Annotated in this window: 13 protein-coding genes; 12 read left to right on the forward strand and 1 reads right to left on the reverse strand. The window is 50.2% G+C overall.

The features are described 5' to 3' along the window. Positions 1-659: 659 nt before the first annotated feature. Positions 660-2888 carry a GH92 family glycosyl hydrolase gene (locus J5A66_RS07790; protein WP_211791476.1) on the reverse strand — a complete coding sequence of 743 codons (2229 nt, stop codon included), beginning with the start codon at positions 2886-2888 and terminating at the stop codon, positions 660-662. A 730-nt stretch (positions 2889-3618) separates the two neighbouring features. Between J5A66_RS07790 and J5A66_RS07795 the strand changes: the two genes are divergently transcribed. From J5A66_RS07795 to J5A66_RS07850, 12 genes are all read left to right on the forward strand, one after another. After that, positions 3619-5121 carry a leucine-rich repeat domain-containing protein gene (locus J5A66_RS07795; RefSeq protein ID WP_211790076.1) on the forward strand — a complete coding sequence of 501 codons (1503 nt, stop codon included), beginning with the start codon at positions 3619-3621 and terminating at the stop codon, positions 5119-5121. 68 nt (positions 5122-5189) lie between these two features. After that, entirely contained in the window at positions 5190-5375 is a 186-nt protein-coding gene (locus tag J5A66_RS07800) for a hypothetical protein (RefSeq protein ID WP_211790077.1), read from the forward strand. Positions 5376-5595: 220 nt separating this feature from the next. Beyond that, positions 5596-8292 carry a 4-alpha-glucanotransferase gene (locus J5A66_RS07805; protein WP_211790078.1) on the forward strand — a complete coding sequence of 899 codons (2697 nt, stop codon included), beginning with the start codon at positions 5596-5598 and terminating at the stop codon, positions 8290-8292. Between the two features lie 452 nt (positions 8293-8744). Beyond that, entirely contained in the window at positions 8745-10667 is a 1923-nt protein-coding gene (gene pulA, locus J5A66_RS07810) for a type I pullulanase (RefSeq protein ID WP_211790079.1), read from the forward strand. A 113-nt stretch (positions 10668-10780) separates the two neighbouring features. Beyond that, entirely contained in the window at positions 10781-12640 is a 1860-nt protein-coding gene (locus tag J5A66_RS07815) for a glycoside hydrolase family 13 protein (protein ID WP_211790080.1), read from the forward strand. Positions 12641-13028: 388 nt separating this feature from the next. Continuing rightward, positions 13029-13418: a DUF1573 domain-containing protein gene (locus J5A66_RS07820; protein ID WP_211791477.1), complete on the forward strand. Its 390-nt coding sequence runs from the start codon at positions 13029-13031 to the stop codon at positions 13416-13418. Positions 13419-13576: 158 nt separating this feature from the next. After that, positions 13577-14548 carry a signal recognition particle-docking protein FtsY gene (gene ftsY / locus J5A66_RS07825; RefSeq protein ID WP_211790081.1) on the forward strand — a complete coding sequence of 324 codons (972 nt, stop codon included), beginning with the start codon at positions 13577-13579 and terminating at the stop codon, positions 14546-14548. Beyond that, positions 14545-15846, forward strand: a complete 1302-nt coding sequence (gene rimO, locus J5A66_RS07830) for a 30S ribosomal protein S12 methylthiotransferase RimO (RefSeq protein ID WP_211790082.1) — start codon at positions 14545-14547, stop codon at positions 15844-15846. Before ftsY ends, rimO begins: the two co-directional genes overlap by 4 nt. Beyond that, complete coding sequence (locus J5A66_RS07835) at positions 15836-16126, forward strand: HU family DNA-binding protein (protein ID WP_211790083.1); 291 nt, start codon at positions 15836-15838, stop codon at positions 16124-16126. Before rimO ends, J5A66_RS07835 begins: the two co-directional genes overlap by 11 nt. Continuing rightward, the gene (locus J5A66_RS07840) at positions 16119-17552 is read left to right on the forward strand and encodes an HU family DNA-binding protein (RefSeq protein ID WP_211790084.1); all 1434 of its coding nucleotides are present in this window, start codon (positions 16119-16121) and stop codon (positions 17550-17552) included. The genes J5A66_RS07835 and J5A66_RS07840 overlap by 8 nt, the downstream gene beginning before the upstream one ends. Before the next feature lie 124 nt (positions 17553-17676). Next, positions 17677-18408: an SDR family oxidoreductase gene (locus tag J5A66_RS07845; protein ID WP_211790085.1), complete on the forward strand. Its 732-nt coding sequence runs from the start codon at positions 17677-17679 to the stop codon at positions 18406-18408. Between the two features lie 406 nt (positions 18409-18814). After that, entirely contained in the window at positions 18815-20230 is a 1416-nt protein-coding gene (locus tag J5A66_RS07850) for a threonine/serine exporter ThrE family protein (RefSeq protein WP_211790086.1), read from the forward strand. Positions 20231-20372: the final 142 nt, after the last annotated feature.

Below are 20372 nucleotides of genomic sequence, written 5' to 3' on the forward strand. Positions count from 1 at the left end.
TTCGCACTTCATTTTCTTAGCTTTTGAAATATGTTTCACAACGACATAAAAATCAAGAATTTACCACGGTCTAAAATCAATCTCAAATATCGTTGCACAAACAACCGTATAACGAGGGGTTTGTTTTCCTGTTTATTCGGTTCTCATCTCATGTATCTTTATGTAAACAACTGCGTCGCGATGGATCTGCTTTCCTATTTATTCGGGTTCTATCTCATACATTTTTGCGCAAACAACCGCATAGCGGTTGGTCTGTTGGTAGAGCAGGGTTGGCGAATGAAATGAGCCTACCCTGTCTACGGCACACAAAGAGAAAACAAGGCCGTAGGTCTTGGTCTCTCCAATCTCTCCCTGTTAGAGATTCAAACAGACCGAAACCTGCCCAATCTTCTTTATTTAGGAGGTGTAGAGAGACCAACCCCGATGGGGTTGAAAGGGGAAATGTCCCGCTTAGACAGGGTAGGCTCATTTCATTCGCCAACCCTGTCCTTCCAACAGACCAACCCTTACAGGGTTGTTTACTAATTCGACAACCCCACTCCTTTCCTCTCTACTTCTTACTATTTCTCTTCTTTTCTCCTTACTACTTTCCTCTTACTCCTTTCTACTCCCCTCCTTACTCCTCCACCTCTTAGCTTTCACAATCTGTTCCTCTTTTTTCAATTTTTCTTCCGTTCTCCCTGCAACTGAAACACCAGGTGTCCACCCTTCAAAAGTTCTTCGTGCGACACACGATAACCTTTAAATGGCTTGTTGCCAAGGGTGATGGCGTTGATGAAAATGTCGGTGGGCTGTTGGCGTTTTGCCTCGATAACCAACGCGTTGCGTCCCCATTGTCCCTTGTCTAAGTGAATGGTTATGCGGTTGAACACGGGCGACGAAAGCGTGTAGGCAGGTTCGCCGGGACAGTCGGGATAAAAGCCCATCATGTTAAACACCAGCCATGCCGACATTGTTCCTGTGTCGTCGTTGCCTGGGATGCCGTCGGGTGCGTTCTTAAAGTATTTCGCCATCAGTCGATGAAGCTCTTTTTGTGTGCGCCACTCTTCGCCCTTGAAGTACGAGAATAGGTGCGGATAGGCAATATCGGGTTCGTTGGCAGGGTCGTAAAGTTCCTTGTCGAACACCATTTGCAGCTTATCTACAAAGGGCTTTTGTCCACCCATCAGCTTGGCAAGCCCCATTACGTCGTGCGGAACATAGAAAGTGTAGTTCCAAGCGTTGCCTTCGTGAAAGCCTGGACTAGGCTCGAAGTTCTCACCTTGTTTGGGATTGAAGGGCGAATAGAACTTGCCGCCCGGCAGGATGGGCCTAAGTGTGCCGTATTCTTTGCTGTAATAGTGGCGATAGCCCAGCGAACGGTTGTAGAATAGTCGTGCATCGGCCTTCTTTCCCAAAGCAGCGGCCAACCGCGACAGAGCATTGTCGGCGATATAATACTCTAACGCGTGCGAAACAGAGTTGTCGTACTGTTCGCGCAGCGGCACATAGCCCAGCGAAAGATAGTCGTCGTTGTCGGGACGAAGTAAGTTTTGGGGGCCAGGAGTGGTTGCGCCCTTGCGCATAGCCTCGTATGCCGTGTTGATATCATAACCACGAAGACCTTTCAACCACGTGTCTACGATGACGGGAATGGCAGGGTCGCCCTCCATGGTATAGGTTTCGCGGCCGTAGAGTTCCCATTTGGGCAGCCAACCATGCTCGCGATACATGTCGATCATGGTGCGAACCATGTCGCGTTGACGGTTGGGGTAGACGAGGGTGAGCAGTTGGTGCACGTTGCGGTAGGTGTCCCACAGCGAGAACACGGTGTAACGGTTGCCCTCGCGCATAGTTTTCACCTCGCCCGTCTCGAGTGTGGGGTATTGCCCATTAACGTCTTGCAAGATATTGGGGTGCAACAAGGCGTGGTAAAGGGCCGTGTAGAACACCGTTCGTTGGTCTTCTGTTCCACCTTCAACCTCTATGCGTGACAGGTCTTTGTTCCAAGCGTTGCGTGCCTCTTCCTTTATATTGTCGAAATCTTTGCCCTTTTGTTCGGCATCGAGGTTTTCGCGGGCGTTGGCCATGCTAACAAACGACACGCCCATGCGTACCACAACGGGTTCGTTGGCATGGCTGTCGAAGTTGAGATACACGCCAATGTCGTCGCCAGCGATCTCTTTCGTGTAGTTGGTGTATAGCTTATATTTGCCGTTGTCCTTATCCCATTCGGCCTCTACGCCCGTCATGGGACGTTGTTTTTTCCAGTATCCGGCAGCCGTGGGCTTAGTGTCTACGCGCATAACGAAATAGATGGGGAACACGGCTTGTGGGTTGTAGCAGAACGTTCCCAGCAGTTTCACGCCCTCGTATTCGGTATCGCTTACGCGACGAACCATCGCTCCCGTTTCGTTTGTTAGTCCTTCGCCCAGGTTCAACAAAATGTTGCTCTTGCCTTTGGGGAACCAAAAGCGCGCCATCGAGGTGCGTGGGGTGGCCGTTACCTCGGTGCGCACGTCGTAACGGGGTAAGTAATTGGTGTAATAACCTGGTGAAGCCTGCTGCTGGGTCATAGAACTGCCATACGCTTTGTAGTCTACTTCGAGCTTACCTGTTGTGGGCATGAGCAGCAGCGAACCCAAATCGGGACAGCCAACACCGCTCAGGTTGACGTGAGAATAGCCAGTGAAGTAAACGTTATGATACTCGTAGGGCGTTGACCACCAACGTGCGTCCTTGTCGAACTTATTGTTGGCAGAACCCATCACATTGAAAGGCACCACCGACATCAGGCCATTGGGGCACACTGCACCGGGATTGGTGGTGCCGAAATTGGTTGTTCCGATAAAGGCGTTCACATAGTCTGCGGGTTGTTTCCGGGCACTGACGGTATGCGTCAGCAACATCAGACCGGCGATCAGCGCACCGCGCCAAAGCGTTTTTTCTATCTTCATTCTGCTTAGGTTGTTAAGATGCACTGCCGTTCTGGCTGTTTCAAAGCGTCAAACAGCTGGGACGGCGTGGTGCCTCGTTGAATTTCTCTGCAAAAATAGGCATTTTCCGGAGAATGTCTGCCTCTTTGTCTGATTCTCCTTTTTTATATTTCGTCTTTTAGGAAAAAAGCCATCGCTTTTCATAGAAAACTATCTGAAGAACAATGAGTTATCAAACCGGTTTCCCATCTCTTAGCTTTCGCCTTCCATTTTCTTAGCTTTCGGCCTGCGTTTCCTTAGCTTTCGGGTGGCGAAAGCTAAGAGATGGAAAATTAATTGTGGGAAGATTTGTCCGGGAAGAAGATTTCGCTTATCTTTGCAGCCGTGATAACAAATGTGCGTATAAATAATCAAAGTGTAACAGAATGGAAGAGTAGAAATTTTTCTACATCTTTTAACACACACTGTTTGGTAGTCTATCAGAAAATGATTACCTTACACACACACACACACACACACACAGTATGCGCACCTATTAGTAGCGCAACACTTTTTCACTTTTTTCTACGCGCGCGCAAAGAGCGTGTGTTCCTTATCAGCAAAGGGCTTGCAAGAGTTCCCTTTGCTTCTCTTTTTCATGCGGTAGTTGTTCGCTCATCAACTCCATATTCTCAACAAGTATATCAACTCAAATAATATAAATATGAAAAGAATTTTATTTTTAGTTCTCTTAATTATTGCATTCATGAAGATTCATGCTCAGGGTGTTTCCTATACCTTTAGCAAAGTATTCAGCAAGGCCAATTCGGATGGAGTAACTATTTGGTATGGAATAACGGATGCTACGAAAAGAACCGTAGCTGTAACATACGATCCTGCCCATGTACCTTACTCTTCAGATCATACTTATTCGGGGACGATAAAGATTCCTTCTACTGTTGAATATAATAGCAAGACATATACGGTCACGGGAGTAGGACGGCATGCATTTCAATATTCTAACTTGGATGATTTGCACTTTCCTTCTACAGTAAAAGAGTTTGAAGATGGTGCACAGATCAATTATGGTGGTAAGGTAAACAATATCTATTTGCCGGAGAATATGCCTTTTATCGGAAACAATGCATTATGGTATTCACAAATGAAGCATATCTGGATACCATCGGGGCTGAAAAAAGTGGAAGGTATGAGCTTATGTAGTATTGGAGCAGACCCTCGAATTCACGGATTTGCAGAATCGAACATTGAAGAAATAGGATATGCGGCGTTTTTCGCTGCTTCTCAAGATGTGTATCAAGATTTGGCCGTTTTGCCACAAACAATTCGTATTTTGGATAACAGTTGCTTCTCACTGATGGGTAGAATGCCACTCGATAAAGTAACCATTCCCGCCTCAATGGAAAAGATAGGGTCAAATGTCTACGACATTGCAAATGACGTGTATATCAAGGGTACTACTCCTTTTACACTTGCCAACAATGCTTTCGGCACGCAGTCTACCTTGAAAATACATATGGAGGTAGATCGCACCTTTGCTTTCGCTACTGCTGCAGGTTGGTCAAGCTATGTCGACAAATTTGTTGAAGAAGTAAAACTCGGCTCCACTGGTTATATTTCTTATTACTTAGAGAACGAGAACTTTAAAGTGCCCGCAGGCTGCACGGCGTATATCATTACGGGCATTACGAAGAGTTCAAATCCTGCACTACCCGACCAAGCCAACGTGATTGCGTTCACCGCAGGAAAAATTATTCCTAAGCAAACAGGATTTATCTTGAAAGGAACGGCGAACAGTACGGTGGTATATCAAGCGAACGTGACGGGCACGGAGGAAAGTGTGGCAGGCAATTGGCTCGTTGGTACGGCCATAGAACAGGAGTTCTCCTCGGCCGGACATAAATATTATGTGTTGGCCAACGGCGACAAAGGCATCGGCTTTTATAAACAAGGTACGCGTAAAGGAGCTTCCATCAAACTGCAACCGCATCGCGCCGGTCTGCGTTTGGCCGACGCTGTTGCGCCTGCTAAAGGACTCATCATCGACTTCGATGCTGCCCGAGAAGAAGCAGAGACTACCGGCATTCGCGATGTTCGTCCTTCCGTTCAGCCGCACGAAGACATCATTTACGACTTGCAAGGCCGCCGAGTAACCAATCCTGGCCGAGGCATCTACATTGTTAATGGCAAGAAAGTAGTAAGGGAGTAAGGAGAAAGAGGAATAAAAGTAGTAAAAAGTAGTAAGTAATAGAGTAGTAAATAGAAAAGTAGTAAGCTATGAAACAGAGATATATCACCCCCAGCATAAAGGTTGTTCAGTTGATGACCGACGAAAATATCGCACAATTCGTCGTCAGTTCGCACTCTGTAGGTGAGAGCGAAGGGCTGGCTAAACACGGTTTTTTTGAAGAAGATGATGAAGAAGAAACGGAAGAACGCTCCTGGGGAGAAGTGAGCTACTAAGTTTTGTTTTTGTCATCTATACCATCACCGCGGAGACTTTCGTCTTACAACTGTACTTTACAGTAAGTCTACGGAAGTCTTCGCGGTGTTTTTATGCCCTACAGTAGCGATCAACGCGCAACCGTTTGCATCTTTATCTTTACATTTTCTGTCATCGGCAGATGCCGAGCTTTGTAAATATTCTCTATCTTTACGGCATGTTTACTAACCCCTACAGTCTATGAATCTGTATTTCAACATCGAGTATCAGACCATCTTCGGTGAAGAGTTGGTACTGAACATCATCTGCAAGAAGAGTGAAGGCGAAACGGAGATTGTTTCGTATCGTATGAACACGACGGACGGACGACATTGGACGTGTCGAATCACACAGTTGCCGGCGTCTTGCACTGACGTGATCGACTATTATTATGCCGTGGATAGTGCCGGAAGCGAGAAGCGCAGGGAGTGGACGGTGGAGCCGCACAGGTTGTATCTGTCGGTAGCGGAAACACCAACCTACCATATTTACGACCGATGGACGAGCATTCCTGAAGATGCCTATCAGTATTCGTCGGCCTTTACCGACTGCATCAAACGCAGAACGCCGCATCATCTGCCGTCTACGACTTATCAACGGGGACTGCGATTGGTGGTGCGTGCACCGCAATTGCGCAGCGGGCAACGGTTGTTCGTCTCCGGTTCCGACCTGGCTTTGGGCGCATGGACGTTGTCGAGGGCAGTGGAAATGACCGAAGTGAACTTCAACGAGTGGGCTGTTGACTTGGATGCCGACCGCTTTTCAACCCACAGAATCGAGTTCAAATTCGTGGCTTTGAGCGATGACGGCAACGCTAATCCGCTTTGGGAGACGAGCATGAACCGCTTTGTCGACTTGCCCGAACTGGAGAAGGGAGAAGTGGCGGTGTATAGTTTGGAGCAGGCTTTCTTCGAGCTTTGCAACGAACGAATGGCCGGAACGCTGGTGCCGGTGTTCTCGTTGCGCAGCAGACAGAGCTTCGGCGTGGGCGACTTCGGCGATCTCTTGCGAATGATCGACTTCGTGGCGGCCACTCGCCAACGGGTGCTTCAGTTGCTGCCCATCAACGATACCACCACCACGCACACCTGGACCGACTCTTATCCCTACAGCTGCATCAGCATCTTTGCCCTTCATCCGCAGTATGTAGACCTTACGCAGTTGCCCGTCTTGAAAGACGAGGAAGAGAGAAAGCGGTTGGAACAAATCAGAGAAGAACTGAATACGCTGCCGCAGATCGACTACGAACGTGTGAATAACACCAAAACCGAATACCTACGTCTGCTTTTCCTCCAAGAGGGAAAGGAACTGATGAAGAGCAACGACTTCAAAACCTTTTTCCAAGAAGAGGCGCATTGGCTCGTGCCCTATGCGCAATACTGCCATCTGCGCGATCAATACGGCACTGCCGACTTCGCCCGTTGGCCCGATCACAACACCTGGGATGAGACCGAACGCAAACCTCTCTCCACGCCTACGACCAAGGCTTATCGGGAGGTGGCTTTCCATTATTTCGTTCAATATCTGCTTTATACTCAGATGCGGCGAGCCCATGAGCATGCTCGCGCCAAGGGTATCATACTGAAAGGCGACATTCCCATCGGTGTTAACCGCCATGGTTGCGACGTGTGGACCGAGCCGAAATACTTCCATCTCGATGGACAGGCTGGTGCACCGCCCGATGATTTCTCGGTGAATGGACAGAACTGGGGCTTTCCTACGTACAACTGGGACGAGATGTTGTGCGACGGTTGTGCCTGGTGGGTACGCCGATTCCAAAACATGGCTAAGTTTTTCGATGCCTATCGCATTGACCACGTGCTGGGTTTCTTCCGCATTTGGGAAATTCCCATCGAGAGTGTCGATGGACTGCTCGGACAGTTCTCGCCCGCATTGGGAATGAGTCGCGAGGAAATCGAGGCCTACGGACTACCCTTTAATGAAGAGGCTTTTACTCGGCCGTTCATTGCCGACTGGGTGCTCGACCGCATGTTTGGCGAAAATGCCGACCAAATAAAAGCCACCTATCTCGTTCATAGTCACGACGACATCTGGCAGTTGCGTCCCGAATACGACACGCAGCGCAAGATTGAACAGGCTTTCGAAGGGCGAACCCAAGAGACCGACCTTTGGCTTCGCGACGGACTCTTCGCCTTAGTGAACGATGTGCTTTTCGTACGCGACCGCCGTCGACCCGATCGCTATCATCCCCGCATCTCTGTTCAGCACGCCTTCGTCTACGAAGCCCTTTGGGATAAGGACAAGGCCGTGTTCAATCGCCTTTACAACGACTATTATTATCGTCGCAACAACCAGTTCTGGTACTACGAGGCGATGAAAAAGCTGCCCAAGTTGGTAGAAGCCACACGCATGTTGGTATGCGCCGAAGACCTCGGGATGGTGCCCGATTGTGTGGCATGGGTGATGAACGAGTTGCGCATTCTGTCGCTCGAAGTGCAGTCGATGCCCAAAGATCCGAGTGTACGCTTCGGTCATCTTGCCGCATTCCCCTATCGCTCGGTGTGCACCTTCAGTAGTCACGACATGCCAACGCTTCGCCAATGGTGGGACGAGAACTGGGAACGAACCCAGGAATACTACAACACGATGCTCTATAAAGGCGGTCCCGCACCCCATCCGCTACCCGGTTGGCTGGCTACCGACATTGTTCTGCGTCAGCTTCTCTCGCCCTCGATGCTCTGCGTGCTGAGCCTGCAAGACTGGATGGCTATCGACGAAGACTTGCGCCTGCCCGACGCCGATGCCGAACGCATCAACATTCCTGCCAATCCGCACCACTATTGGCGTTATCGCATGCATCTCACACTGGAAGAACTGATGGCCCATGCACCTTTCTGCGCGGCCGTCTCCGACCTGGTGCAACAGAGTGGACGATAACCATTCTGCAAAGATGTACACCAAACCTCGCCCCGAGGCAAAGATCAAAAAGAATGTCTGTCGCTTCGGGGCGAAAATCTAAAATAAAATATGTTGAGAGTGTGGGAGATCCTGCAGCGCAAAATAAAATAGGAATGAGGCACGGAGCTCTCAGCAGCGCAAAAATAAAATAGGAATGAGGCACGGAGCTCCCAGCGACGCAAAAATAAAATAGGAATGAGGCACGGAGTCCCCAGCGGCGCAAAAATAAAATAGGAATGAGGCACGGAGCTCCCAGCGACGCAAAAATAAAATAGGAATGAGGCCGGAACTCCCAGCGGCGCAAAAATAAAATACGTTGAGGGCACGGGGCATCGGCTGAAATAAAATATTTCGAATCTCATGAAACTACCGGTCGAAAGCATTTCGACAAAAAGACTAAAAACATCAAATCACATAAAAACATCATCTCTATGACGACAAAAAGAATTCTCCTCCTCGTCCATCTCCTCCTCATCCTCGCCAATAGCGTGGCACAGAGCCTGCAAGAGATGAACTACTCGCCCACACAAACCAAGTTCCAACTACACGCCCCCTCTAATGTGCGTCGTGTATGGGTAAAGATTTACGCTGAAGGGCAGGGTGGACAGCCCTTGCAAACCTTGCGAATGAAACCCGCAGGCAAGGACTTGTGGGCCGTTACAGCCAAAGGCGACCTTAAAGGACGTTTCTATACCTTCGATATTCCTGCCTTTAACCTGGGCGAAACGCCGGGCATCTTTGCCAAGGCTGTGGGAGTAAACGGTAGGCGAGCAGCCATCGTAGACCTCGAAGAGACGAATCCCGAGGGGTGGAATGCCGACAAACGTCCGCCATTGGCTTCGCCTGCCGACCTCGTTATCTACGAGCTTCACCATCGCGACTTCTCCATTCATCCCTCGTCGGGCATCAAAAACAAAGGTAAATTCCTTGCCTTAACCGAAGAGAAGGCCATCAGCCACCTGCGCCAACTGGGTATTAACGCCGTGCATATTCTGCCTTCGTTCGACTTCGCCTCGATAGACGAAACGCGTTTGGATAAGCCGCAGTATAATTGGGGCTACGATCCGCTGAACTATAACGTGCCCGAAGGCTCGTACAGCACCGATCCCTATCGTCCCGAAGTGCGCATACGCGAGTTCAAACAGATGGTGCAAGCACTGCATAAAGCAGGCATCCGCGTTATTCTCGACGTGGTTTACAACCACACCTACGACCTTTCGGGCAGTGCATTCCAACGCACCTGGCCCGACTACTTCTATCGCAAACGTGCCGATGGAACGTATTCAGACGGGTCGGGCTGCGGCAACGAAACGGCCAGCGAGCAGCCTTTGATGCGCCAGTTGATGATAGAGTCGATGAAACATTGGGCGAAGGAGTACCACATTGACGGGTTCCGAGTAGACCTGATGGGCATTCACGACATCGAAACGATGAACCTCATTCAGGCTGAAATGCAAAAGATTGACCCCTCCATATATATATATGGTGAGGGATGGAGTGCAGGCACGTGTGCCTATCCGCAAGAAAAACTGGCCACGAAAGCCAATACTGCGCAGATGCGGGGCATCGGAGCGTTTAGCGATGAGCTGCGCGACGCCCTGCGCGGACCATTCTCAGACGACCGCAAGCCTGCTTTCTTGGCCGCTCTTAACGGTCACGAAGAAAGCTTGAAATTTGGCATCGTGGGTGCTATCGCTCATCCACAGGTGGATATGAGTCAAGTAAATTACAGCAAAAAGCCCTGGGCCAACCAGCCAACGCAAATGATAAGCTACGTTAGCTGTCACGACGACATGTGCCTAACCGACCGCATACGCAACTCGATACCTGGCATAACCACTGCCGAACTGATCAAACTCGACCTCTTGGCACAAACGTTTGTGTTCACGTCGCAAGGCGTTCCGTTCATGCTTTGTGGTGAAGAGATGCTTCGCGACAAGAAGGGTGTGCACAATAGTTATTGTTCGCCCGACTCCATTAACGAGCTTAACTGGACCAACCTCGAACGTTATCCGCAGGTGTTTGCCTATTACAAGGGGCTTATTGCCTTGCGCAAGGCTCATCCCGCATTTCGTTTGGGCAACGCCGAGTTGGTGCGTAAGCATCTCGAATTTATCAAAGCGCCTGCCAATGTGGTGGCCTACCGCCTGAAAGACCATGCTGGAGGCGATGCTGCAAAAGACATCGTGGTGCTACTTAACGCCAATCGCGAGGCACAGGTGGTGGATATTCCGCAGGGCGAATACCGTGTTGTGGTGTGCGATGGTGTAGTAAACGAAGCCGGATTGGGTACGATGAAGGGGGGAAAAGCCACCGTCGATGCACAGTCGGCATTGATATTGATGACTTTGTAAGTTGACGAGTTGACAAGTTAACAAGTTGACGAGACAAGTAGTTACTAAACGACAAGACATTTGGCTTAACTCCTTAACTCCCTTATGACTTACTCCTTTACTCCTAAAAAAGAATGAAGAAAATACTTATGGCTCTAACGCTATTCTCGTTAACGGCATCAGCTGCTGTAAAGGTGAAGAGAATAGACCCCACCAACTGGTTCGTGGGTATGAAGGATCCTTTGTTGCAACTGATGGTCTATGGCGAAGGCATACGCAACGCCAATGTGTCTACAACTTACCCTGGCGTTGAAATAACCAGCGTCGAACGTATGGATAGTCCCAACTATCTATTGGTTTACCTTAACATCGGCAAAGCCAAGGCGGGCAAAGTGCCCTTGGTGTTTGCCCAAGGAAAGCAAAAAACGACGGTAACCTACGAGCTTAAAGCGCGCGATAAGAAAGGTGAAGAACGCATGGGATTTACCAATGCCGACGTGCTTTACATGTTTATGCCCGACCGCTTTGCTGCGAGCGGCACAAAAAAGCATCCCATGCCTGGCCTAAACGCCTATCGTGTAGACCGCTCGCAGCCCAGTTTGAGGCACGGCGGCGACCTTGAAGGCATTCGCCAGCACTTGGATTACTTCAACCAATTGGGCGTTACAGCCCTGTGGTTTACGCCTGTGTTGGAGAACAACACGCCCGACGACAAGACACAAAGCACTTATCACGGTTATGCCACAACCGACTATTACCGCGTTGACCCGCGTTTTGGCACCAACGACGATTATCGCAGACTCATAGACGAGGCACACAGCAAGGGTTTGAAGGTGGTTATGGACATGATTTTCAATCATTGCGGCATCACACACCCATGGATTAAGGACATGCCTTCACGTAATTGGTTCAATCGACCCGATTATAAGAACAACTATTTGCAAACCAGTTACAAGCTGACACCTGCACTCGATCCCTATGCTTCGGAAGTGGATATGGACGAGACGGTTGATGGATGGTTCGTGCCTTCTATGCCCGACCTAAACCAACGCAATCCCCACGTGCTGCGTTACCTCATCCAAAACAGCATTTGGTGGATTGAAACGGTGGGCATCGACGGCATCCGGATGGACACTTACCCGTATGCCGACCGCGAGGCAATGGCACAATGGATGGACAGACTTAACAAAGAGTACCCCAACTTCAACACCGTGGGCGAGACATGGGTTACAGAACCGGCCTACACCGCAGCTTGGCAAAAAGACTCGAAGTTGTCTACCATTAACTGTAACCTTAAATCGGTGATGGATTTTGCTTTCTTCGATCGCATCAATCAGGCCAAGAACGAAGAGACCGATGGTTGGTGGAACGGGCTGAACAGGGTGTACAACGTCTTGTGTTACGATTATCTGTACCCCAATCCTTCATCGGTTATGGCCTTTATAGAGAACCACGACACCGACCATTTTCTCGGGAACGGCACCGACACCTTAGCACTTAAACAGGCTTTGGCCCTTTTGCTCACCATGAATCGTATTCCGCAGCTGTACTATGGCACAGAAATATTGATGAATGGAACGAAAGAAAAGACCGACGGACACGTGCGTAAGGACTTCCCCGGCGGCTTTCCAGGTGACAAGCAAAATGCTTTTACGGCCGAAGGAAGAACCCAAGAACAAAACGCAATGTTCTCTTGGTTAAGCCGTCTGTTGCATTGGCGCAAGGGCAATGAGGTGATTTCTAAGGGCAAACAAACCCATTTCATCCCCTTTAATGGCGTCTACGTGTTGGCGCGAACCCTCGGAAAACGTCACGTCCTCACCATTATGAACGGCACATCAAAGTCTGCCATCATGCCTGTGGCCCGCTATGCAGAGGTGATTGGCGATGCCGACGAGGTGCGCGACGTGCTCACTGGTCGAACTGTCAGTTTGTTGGAGGACGTACAACTCAGTCCTCGCGAAACGCTGGTGGTGGAATTCAACGCTGAATAAGAACACCTCTTCCGAAATGTTCAGAACGGCCGCTGGCACCCAGCGGCCGTTCTGAACATTTCAGAAAGCTTCCCTGGATGCCAGCGGCGGTTCTGAACATTTCAGAAAGCTTCCCTGGGTGCCAGCGGAGGTTCTGAACATTTCAGAAAGCCTCCCTGGGTGCCAGCGATGGTTCTGAACATTTCGGAAAGCTTCCCTGGGTGCCAGCGGCGGTTCTGAACATTTCAGAAGCATCAGGGAGTCTTCATTCTCTCTTCCTGAGCAGCAGTACTCGGAATAAAAAACACCGAAATTCGTTTTTCTCCCCACATACCACTACCTTTGCAGTCGACATCGCCCCGAGAAAGAACAGCCTCCCCGGGGCACTTTCAACCCAAAAGATATGAAAATGAAGAAATTGGTATTACTCTCCATGATGCTCTTCGCATTCGTGGGATGGGCCGCAGCACAACAGCAGGCCGAGATCAAATTCGACAAGGTGAGTCACAACTTCGGTAACTTCAGCGAGAAAAATCCCGTTCAAGAGTGCACCTTCACCTTCACCAACGTAGGCAAAGCCCCCCTCGTCATCAATCAGGCCGTGGCCAGTTGCGGATGCACCGTGCCCGCCTATCCCAAAAATCCCATCAAACCGGGCGAGAAAGGCGAAATCAAAATCACTTATAACGGAAAAGGAAAATTCCCCGGATATTTTAAGAAAACTGTCACCATCAGAACCAATGCCATCACGGAGATGACCCGCCTCTACGTCGAAGGCGTGATGGAAGAGGCCAAGTAAGATGACACAAAACCGAAAAAGACTGTGCCAAAGGAGATACACTCCTCTTGGCACAGTCTTTTTTTCGTCCCTCCTCCTGAACAGAAAGGCCGTTTCGAGTGCAGAGAGACATTTTCTCGGATTTTAATCGTAACTTTGCCGCAAAAAGACAAGCCATCATGGGGATTTTCGATTTTTTCAATAGAAACAAGAAAGAAACATTCGACCGAGGACTGGAAAAGACCAAACAAAGCGTCTTCACCAAACTCACACGCGCCGTAGCCGGTAAATCGAAGGTGGACGACGACGTGCTCGACCAACTCGAAGAAGTGCTCATCACCTCGGATGTAGGCGTAGAAACCACCCTGAAAATCATCCAACGCATCGAACGCCGTGTAGAACGAGACAAATACGTCTCCACCGCCGAGCTCAACGCCATCCTACGCGACGAAATCGCTCAACTGCTGGCCGAAAACAACACCGCCGACAACAACGGATGGGAACTGCCACCAACGGGACAGCCCTACGTCATTCTCGTCGTAGGCGTTAACGGTGTAGGTAAAACCACCACCATCGGCAAACTGGCCCACCAATTTAAACAAGCCGGAAAGAAAGTCTACCTCGGAGCCGCCGACACATTCCGCGCCGCAGCCGTCGAGCAAATCTCCATCTGGGGCCAACGAGTAGGCGTTCCGGTGGTGAAACAACAGATGGGAGCCGACCCTGCTTCAGTAGCCTTCGACACGCTCAACTCAGCCAAAGCCAATGGAGCCGACATCGTCATCATCGACACCGCCGGGCGACTCCACAACAAAGTAGGCTTGATGAACGAGCTCAAGAAAATCAAAGACGTCATGAAAAAAGTGCTACCCGAAGCCCCCAACGAAGTGTTGCTCGTACTTGACGGCTCCACCGGACAAAATGCCTTCGAGCAAGCCAAACAATTCTCTGCCGTCACCCACATCACTTCACTGGCCATCACCAAACTTGACGGAACGGCAAAAGGCGGCGTCGTCATCGGCATCAGCGATCAACTGCAAGTGCCCGTGAAATATATCGGACTCGGCGAGGGTCTCGAAGACCTCCAACTCTTCGACCGACAACAATTCGTCAACTCCCTTTTCAACGCCTCAACCTCCACTCCGGAATGAAGAAAAATCAAGTAGACATCGTCACGATGGGCTGTTCCAAAAATCTTGTCGACAGCGAATTGCTCATGCGACAGTTCGAAGCCAATGGCTATCACTGCGTGCACGACAGCAAACAGCCCACCGGAGAAATCGCCGTCATCAACACCTGCGGCTTCATCGAAAGCGCAAAAGAAGAAAGCATCAACACCATCCTCGAGTTCGCACAAGCCAAAGAGGAGGGGCGGCTCAAACAACTCTACGTCATGGGATGCCTTTCGCAACGCTATAAAGACGAGCTGGAACGCGAAATCCCACAGGTGGATAAATTCTATGGGAAGTTCAACTACAAAAATCTCCTCAATGACCTCGGTATGGGCATCATCGCCTCCTGCAACGGCTCGCGAAGCATCACCACACCACCCCACTACGCCTATCTCAAAATTAGCGAAGGATGCGACCGCAGTTGCGCCTATTGCGCCATTCCGCTTATCACCGGCAAACACATCAGTCGTAAAAAGGAAGACATTCTGCAAGAAGTGCACAACTTGGTGGCCCAAGGCGTGAAAGAATTTCAAATCATTGCGCAAGAACTCACCTACTATGGCGTCGACCTTGACGGAAAACGACAGATCGCAACGCTCATCGACGACATTGCCCAGGTAAAAGGCGTAGCCTGGATTCGGCTGCATTATGCCTATCCCAATCAATTTCCCGTCGAACTCCTCGATGTCATCCGTCGACGGGATAACATTTGTAAGTACCTTGACATCGCCCTACAACACATTTCCGACCACATTCTCACCCGCATGCATCGGCACGTATCGAAGGCCCAAACCATGGAGCTGATTCGTCGAATACGAGCCTCTGTTCCTGGAATACATCTCCGCACCACGCTCATGGTTGGCTTTCCGGGCGAGACCGAAGAAGATTTCAACGAACTGATGGACTTTGTCCACTGGGCGCGATTCGAACGAATGGGAGCCTTCACCTACTCGGAAGAAGACGGAACCTATAGCGGCGAACACTACGAAGACGACGTCCCTGCCGACGTAAAGCAACGACGACTCGATCAACTCATGGCTCTGCAACAAGAAATCAGTGCCGAAGTAGAAGCCGAAAAGGTAGGACAAACAATGAAAACCATCATCGATCGCAAAGAGGGCAACTATTATATCGGTCGAACAGAGTATTGTTCGCCCGAGGTAGACCCCGAAGTTCTCATCCCTGCAACTCGCCAACTGCGCATCGGCGAGTTCTATCAAGTGCGCATCACAGACAGCGAAGAGTTTGACTTATACGGCGAAATAGATGAACAATAAAGAATATATCACCGAGTTAGCGCAGCAAGCGGGCTACACACAGAGCGTCGCCCAGACGCTCGTGCGCACCGTTGTAGACGAGATGACTGCTCGTTTCGACGACGGAGACAGTGTTTCTATCCCCGGATTCGGAACCTTCGAGGTGAAAAAACGATTGGAACGGGTAGCCGTCAATCCCGCAACGCAACAGCGCATGTTGGTTCCACCCAAGTTGGTGCTCAACTTCCGTCCCACCTCTTCGGTAAAAGAACGCTTAAAAAACGGAGGTGAAGATGAGTAGCAAAGCTGGAATACGCGAGTTGGCCATGGCCCTTGTGCGGAAACACGACATCACTCAGAAAGACGCAGAACGGTTTGTGACCCTGATGTTCGACACGTTGAACGAAGGATTGGAGACCGACAAACTGGTTAAACTCAAAGGACTGGGCACCTTCAAGGTAACGAACGTGAGTGCGCGGAAGAGCATTGACGTGAACACCGGCGAGCCCATCGTCATCGAAAGTCGAGATAAAATATCATTTACACCGGACAACACCATGCGCGACCTGGTGAATCGCCCTTTCTCCCAGTTTGAAACAGTTGTCGTGAACGAGGGAGTCGACCTCGAGATGCTCGAAAATGTGTCGACCACACCGAATAGCGAGGAAGAACCAAACGAGCTTTCCGAACCTGAAATGCCTTCCACCCACGAAGAAACAGAGCCTATTCTCACCGCAGAAGATGTTCCTACAACGATAGAAACGCCCGTTGAAGACCCGACAGAACAGCCGCAAGGCCCTTCCACCGTTCAAGAAAGCACACCCTATCGCTTGCCTGGAGAACCCGCACCTGTTCCTACAGAGACGACCCCTTCTGCGGTTTCAAAAGAAGAAACACCGGCCGAAACCGCCGTTCCATCCTCATTTCGCCTTTCCATCCGTCAACTTTCAATGCTCAATGCCGATGAAAATCCCGAGCAAAAAGAAGAAACAACGGTCATGGAAGAGCCGAATTCTCCAACAACGAAAGAAGAAACGGCAGAAGTAGACTTAGCAGATGAGGAAGAAACCACTACCACCGACAACAGCTTTGTAGACGAATTAATCGACGAAATAGATGGTTACAGGCGGCAGCGTAGCGGATTAGTGGCCGCCTTGGTTGTACTTTTGTTGTGTGGAGGCGGCTTGTTTTGGTATGTCAGCGGAGAGATGGAACAGAGAGACCATCGCATTGCCCATCTCGAAACGCTGCTCAAGTCGGTGCCAACCATCAAAAAGAAAAGCACAACCACCCCTCCCGACTCGACCGTCTCTGCCTCCACTGCCGACGTTCCGCCCGTTGTGGAAGAGACCCTGCCGCCGGATGCCACACAACAAAACGTATCTCAAACTCTGTCCAAGAAACCTTCTGCCCCGTCATCCACCCCTGTTTCAACAGGAAAAGTTGCTCAACAGAAGCCGGAAACATCCTCCGCAGCCCCCATCGGGAAAGCTTCTGTTACGCTTTACAACTCAGATGCTCGCGTCAGAACCGGTGCCTATCGCATCGTTGGAGTAGCGCAGACCGTGACGGTGCGTAAAGGACAAACCCTCCAATCCATCAGTAGAAGCCTCTTAGGCCCGGGAATGGAATGTTATGTCGAGGCACTTAACGGCAAGAACGCAGACCTCAAAGAGGGTCAAACCCTCAAAATTCCTCAGTTGGAACTGAAAAGACGAAAACGCTGATGCCCCCAAAAGGGCGACGGAAGGGAGACCTGCGTCGCCCTTTTTTTAGTTTCCCTTTGTCTCGACATCTTCAGATAGAAGAAAAGCAAATCTCTCCCATCATCTCATCACAACCCCTCGACAAATGAAAAAAGCAATCATCATGGGAGCCTCCTCAGGCATTGGCCACGCTGTGGCACAGCTTCTCATTGCAGAAGGCTGGCAAGTAGGTCTGGCAGCACGCAGAACAGAACCTCTGATGGCCCTGAAAGCAATGGCACCAGAGCGAGTAGAAGTCATGGCAATAGACGTGACCGACGAAGCCTCACCTTGCCTATTGGCAACCCTGATGGATCGAATGGGCAAGACCGACCTCTATTTTCATGCCTCGGGAATAGGCAAGCAGAATGCCTGTTTGGACACTACAATCGAGCAAAACACCATTCAGACCAACGTCTTAGGTTTCACAAGGATGGTAGACGAGGTCTTCTTGCAAATGGTCAAACAAGGAAGTGGACACATCGCCGTGATCTCTTCCGTGGCCGGCACCAAGGGTATGGGCCGCGCCGCCTCGTACAGTGCCTCCAAAGCCTATCAAAGCACTTATATACAGGCCCTCGATCAGTTGGCAGTCGGTCGGCAACTGCACATCCGTTTCACCGATATTCGCCCAGGATTTGTAGACACACCGCTACTCACCGGCGACCATTATCCAATGCTCATGCAAACCACCACCGTGGCAAAAGCCGCCCTGCGAGCCATCTTTCGTGGCCAACGCGTGTGCATCATCGACTGGCGTTACCGACTGTTGGTGGCCCTTTGGCGGATGATTCCCAATCGTTTGTGGCGTAGCATCAGATTGGGCAGAACACAATAACCCCTTCCTCACTCCTTACTACTTCCCTCCTTCTCTCTCCATCTCTTAGTTTTCATCCTCCAAAAGCTAAGAGATGGATTTGCATTTTCTTAGCTTTTGCACCTCAAAAGCTAAGGAAATGCAGGGCAAAAGCTAAGCTTTTGAAAAGCACTTGATAAACAATTGAAAACCAACAGCTTACAGGCCCATCTTTTCTTTCTATAAAACCTCATGCAGACGGGGCCGACATCGCCTTGTCATCTCGGCATCGAGATGAGATGGATGGAGAGCGGAACCTCCCGAATAAGCAAGCGGAGAAACCTCCGTACGTTGCCCCATAACTCATTTGTTTTTATTAACTTTGCAGCGATTTTTGGGATACATCGCACACAACGCGTGTTTTTAGTAAGACAAACAAATGCAAAAAATGGAAGAGAATCAACAGATTGCTTCGAAGAAATTGCTGCGTCGCAAACTCGATTTGCTGCTACGCACAGGTAAGATTTTGGTAGAAAGCTCGGCAGACACCAGTCGTATCATGCGCAACATGAAACGAACGGCCGCCTATTTAGGACTGCCCGAGGAAGACCTTCACATCCACATTACTTATAATATGCTGATGGTAAACCTGAGCGACGGCACCCATTCGTTTTCGAAGTTTCAGCGTTGCGACAAGCACGGCATCGAGATGCTGGCCATATCGGATGTGAGTAAACTCTCGTGGAGTGCCATTCGGGAAGACTATTCGCTGGATCGATATGAAGAAGAGCTTGAAAAAATAGCCCATCGCAAGCGCAGTTACACCCCTTGGCAGGTGGCACTCTGTGCAGGTTTGGCTTGTGGCGGATTCTGTATACAGTTCGGTTGTGACTGGACGGCTTTCTTCTATGCCTCCATTGCAGCAGCCCTGGGTTTCCGTTTGCGCACCCGGCTCAACGAGATTGGCTCCAATGGCTATGCCAACATTGCTGTGGGAGCTTTCGTGGCTACGCTCATTGCCTGGTTGTTGGGTATGTTTTCGGCCTCGCCACTGGTGGTCTCGCTGCCCGGTTGGCTCTCGTCGGCCCTGCAAACAGCCACCCCGTGGCATCCGTTGATGGCCTGTACGCTGTTCATCGTTCCGGGAGTGCCCATCATCAACTTCGTAAACGATGTGTTGGACAACAATATCGAGGTGGGAATCGTTCGAGGCATCAACACGTTGCTCATCGTTGCAGCCATGGCTTTCGGCATTGTGGTGGCCATTCAAGTGTGTGGTATCGACAATTTTGTGAAAGACCTGAGCATGACTCCTCACCACTCCTATTGGGAATTTGCCCTTGCGGCGGCCATTTCGGCCATGGGTTTCGCCACGATCTACAACTTTCCGCCCAAGAAACTTTGGATTTTAGCCCTCGGAGGGATTGTGGCGGTGTGCACACGCAACTTTATCAACTTAGGACCGAGCAGCGATAATATCGGGTTAGACTGGGGACCGATTCTCGGATCGCTCATCGGAGCCTCTCTCATCAGTGTGATCTACATCAAAGTGGTGCATTGGGTGCATCTACCCCACCAGTGTTTGTCTATCCCTACAGTCATTCCGATGGTTCCGGGCGTACTGATGTATCGTTGTCTCTTCGGCTTACTGGGCATGCACGGCGTGGTTGGCGAGCTCACCGGAGCCATGTACAACGGCATTCGGGCCTCGCTCATCGTGCTGTGTATCGCTATCGGCGTGGCCATACCCAACATTTTTGCCCGCAAATGGATTGCTCCCGAACGGCAGCGCAAGCTGAAACGGATGATTGAAGAACGCAGGGCGCGCGGCGAGTTCATCGATCTCACGAGAGTAGAACAATGAAAAAAGACTGACAACATTGTCAGTCTATCGTGCCAAAACCGACAAAAGGAGGTTTTGGCACGTTTTTCGTATAGAGAGAGGCGAAGTCTTTCGCAAGAAGAGACCCTACAGAACGAATCGTTTAATTTAAAATAGAATATGA

Source organism: Prevotella sp. oral taxon 475 (assembly GCF_018127805.1).
Classification (GTDB): domain Bacteria; phylum Bacteroidota; class Bacteroidia; order Bacteroidales; family Bacteroidaceae; genus Prevotella.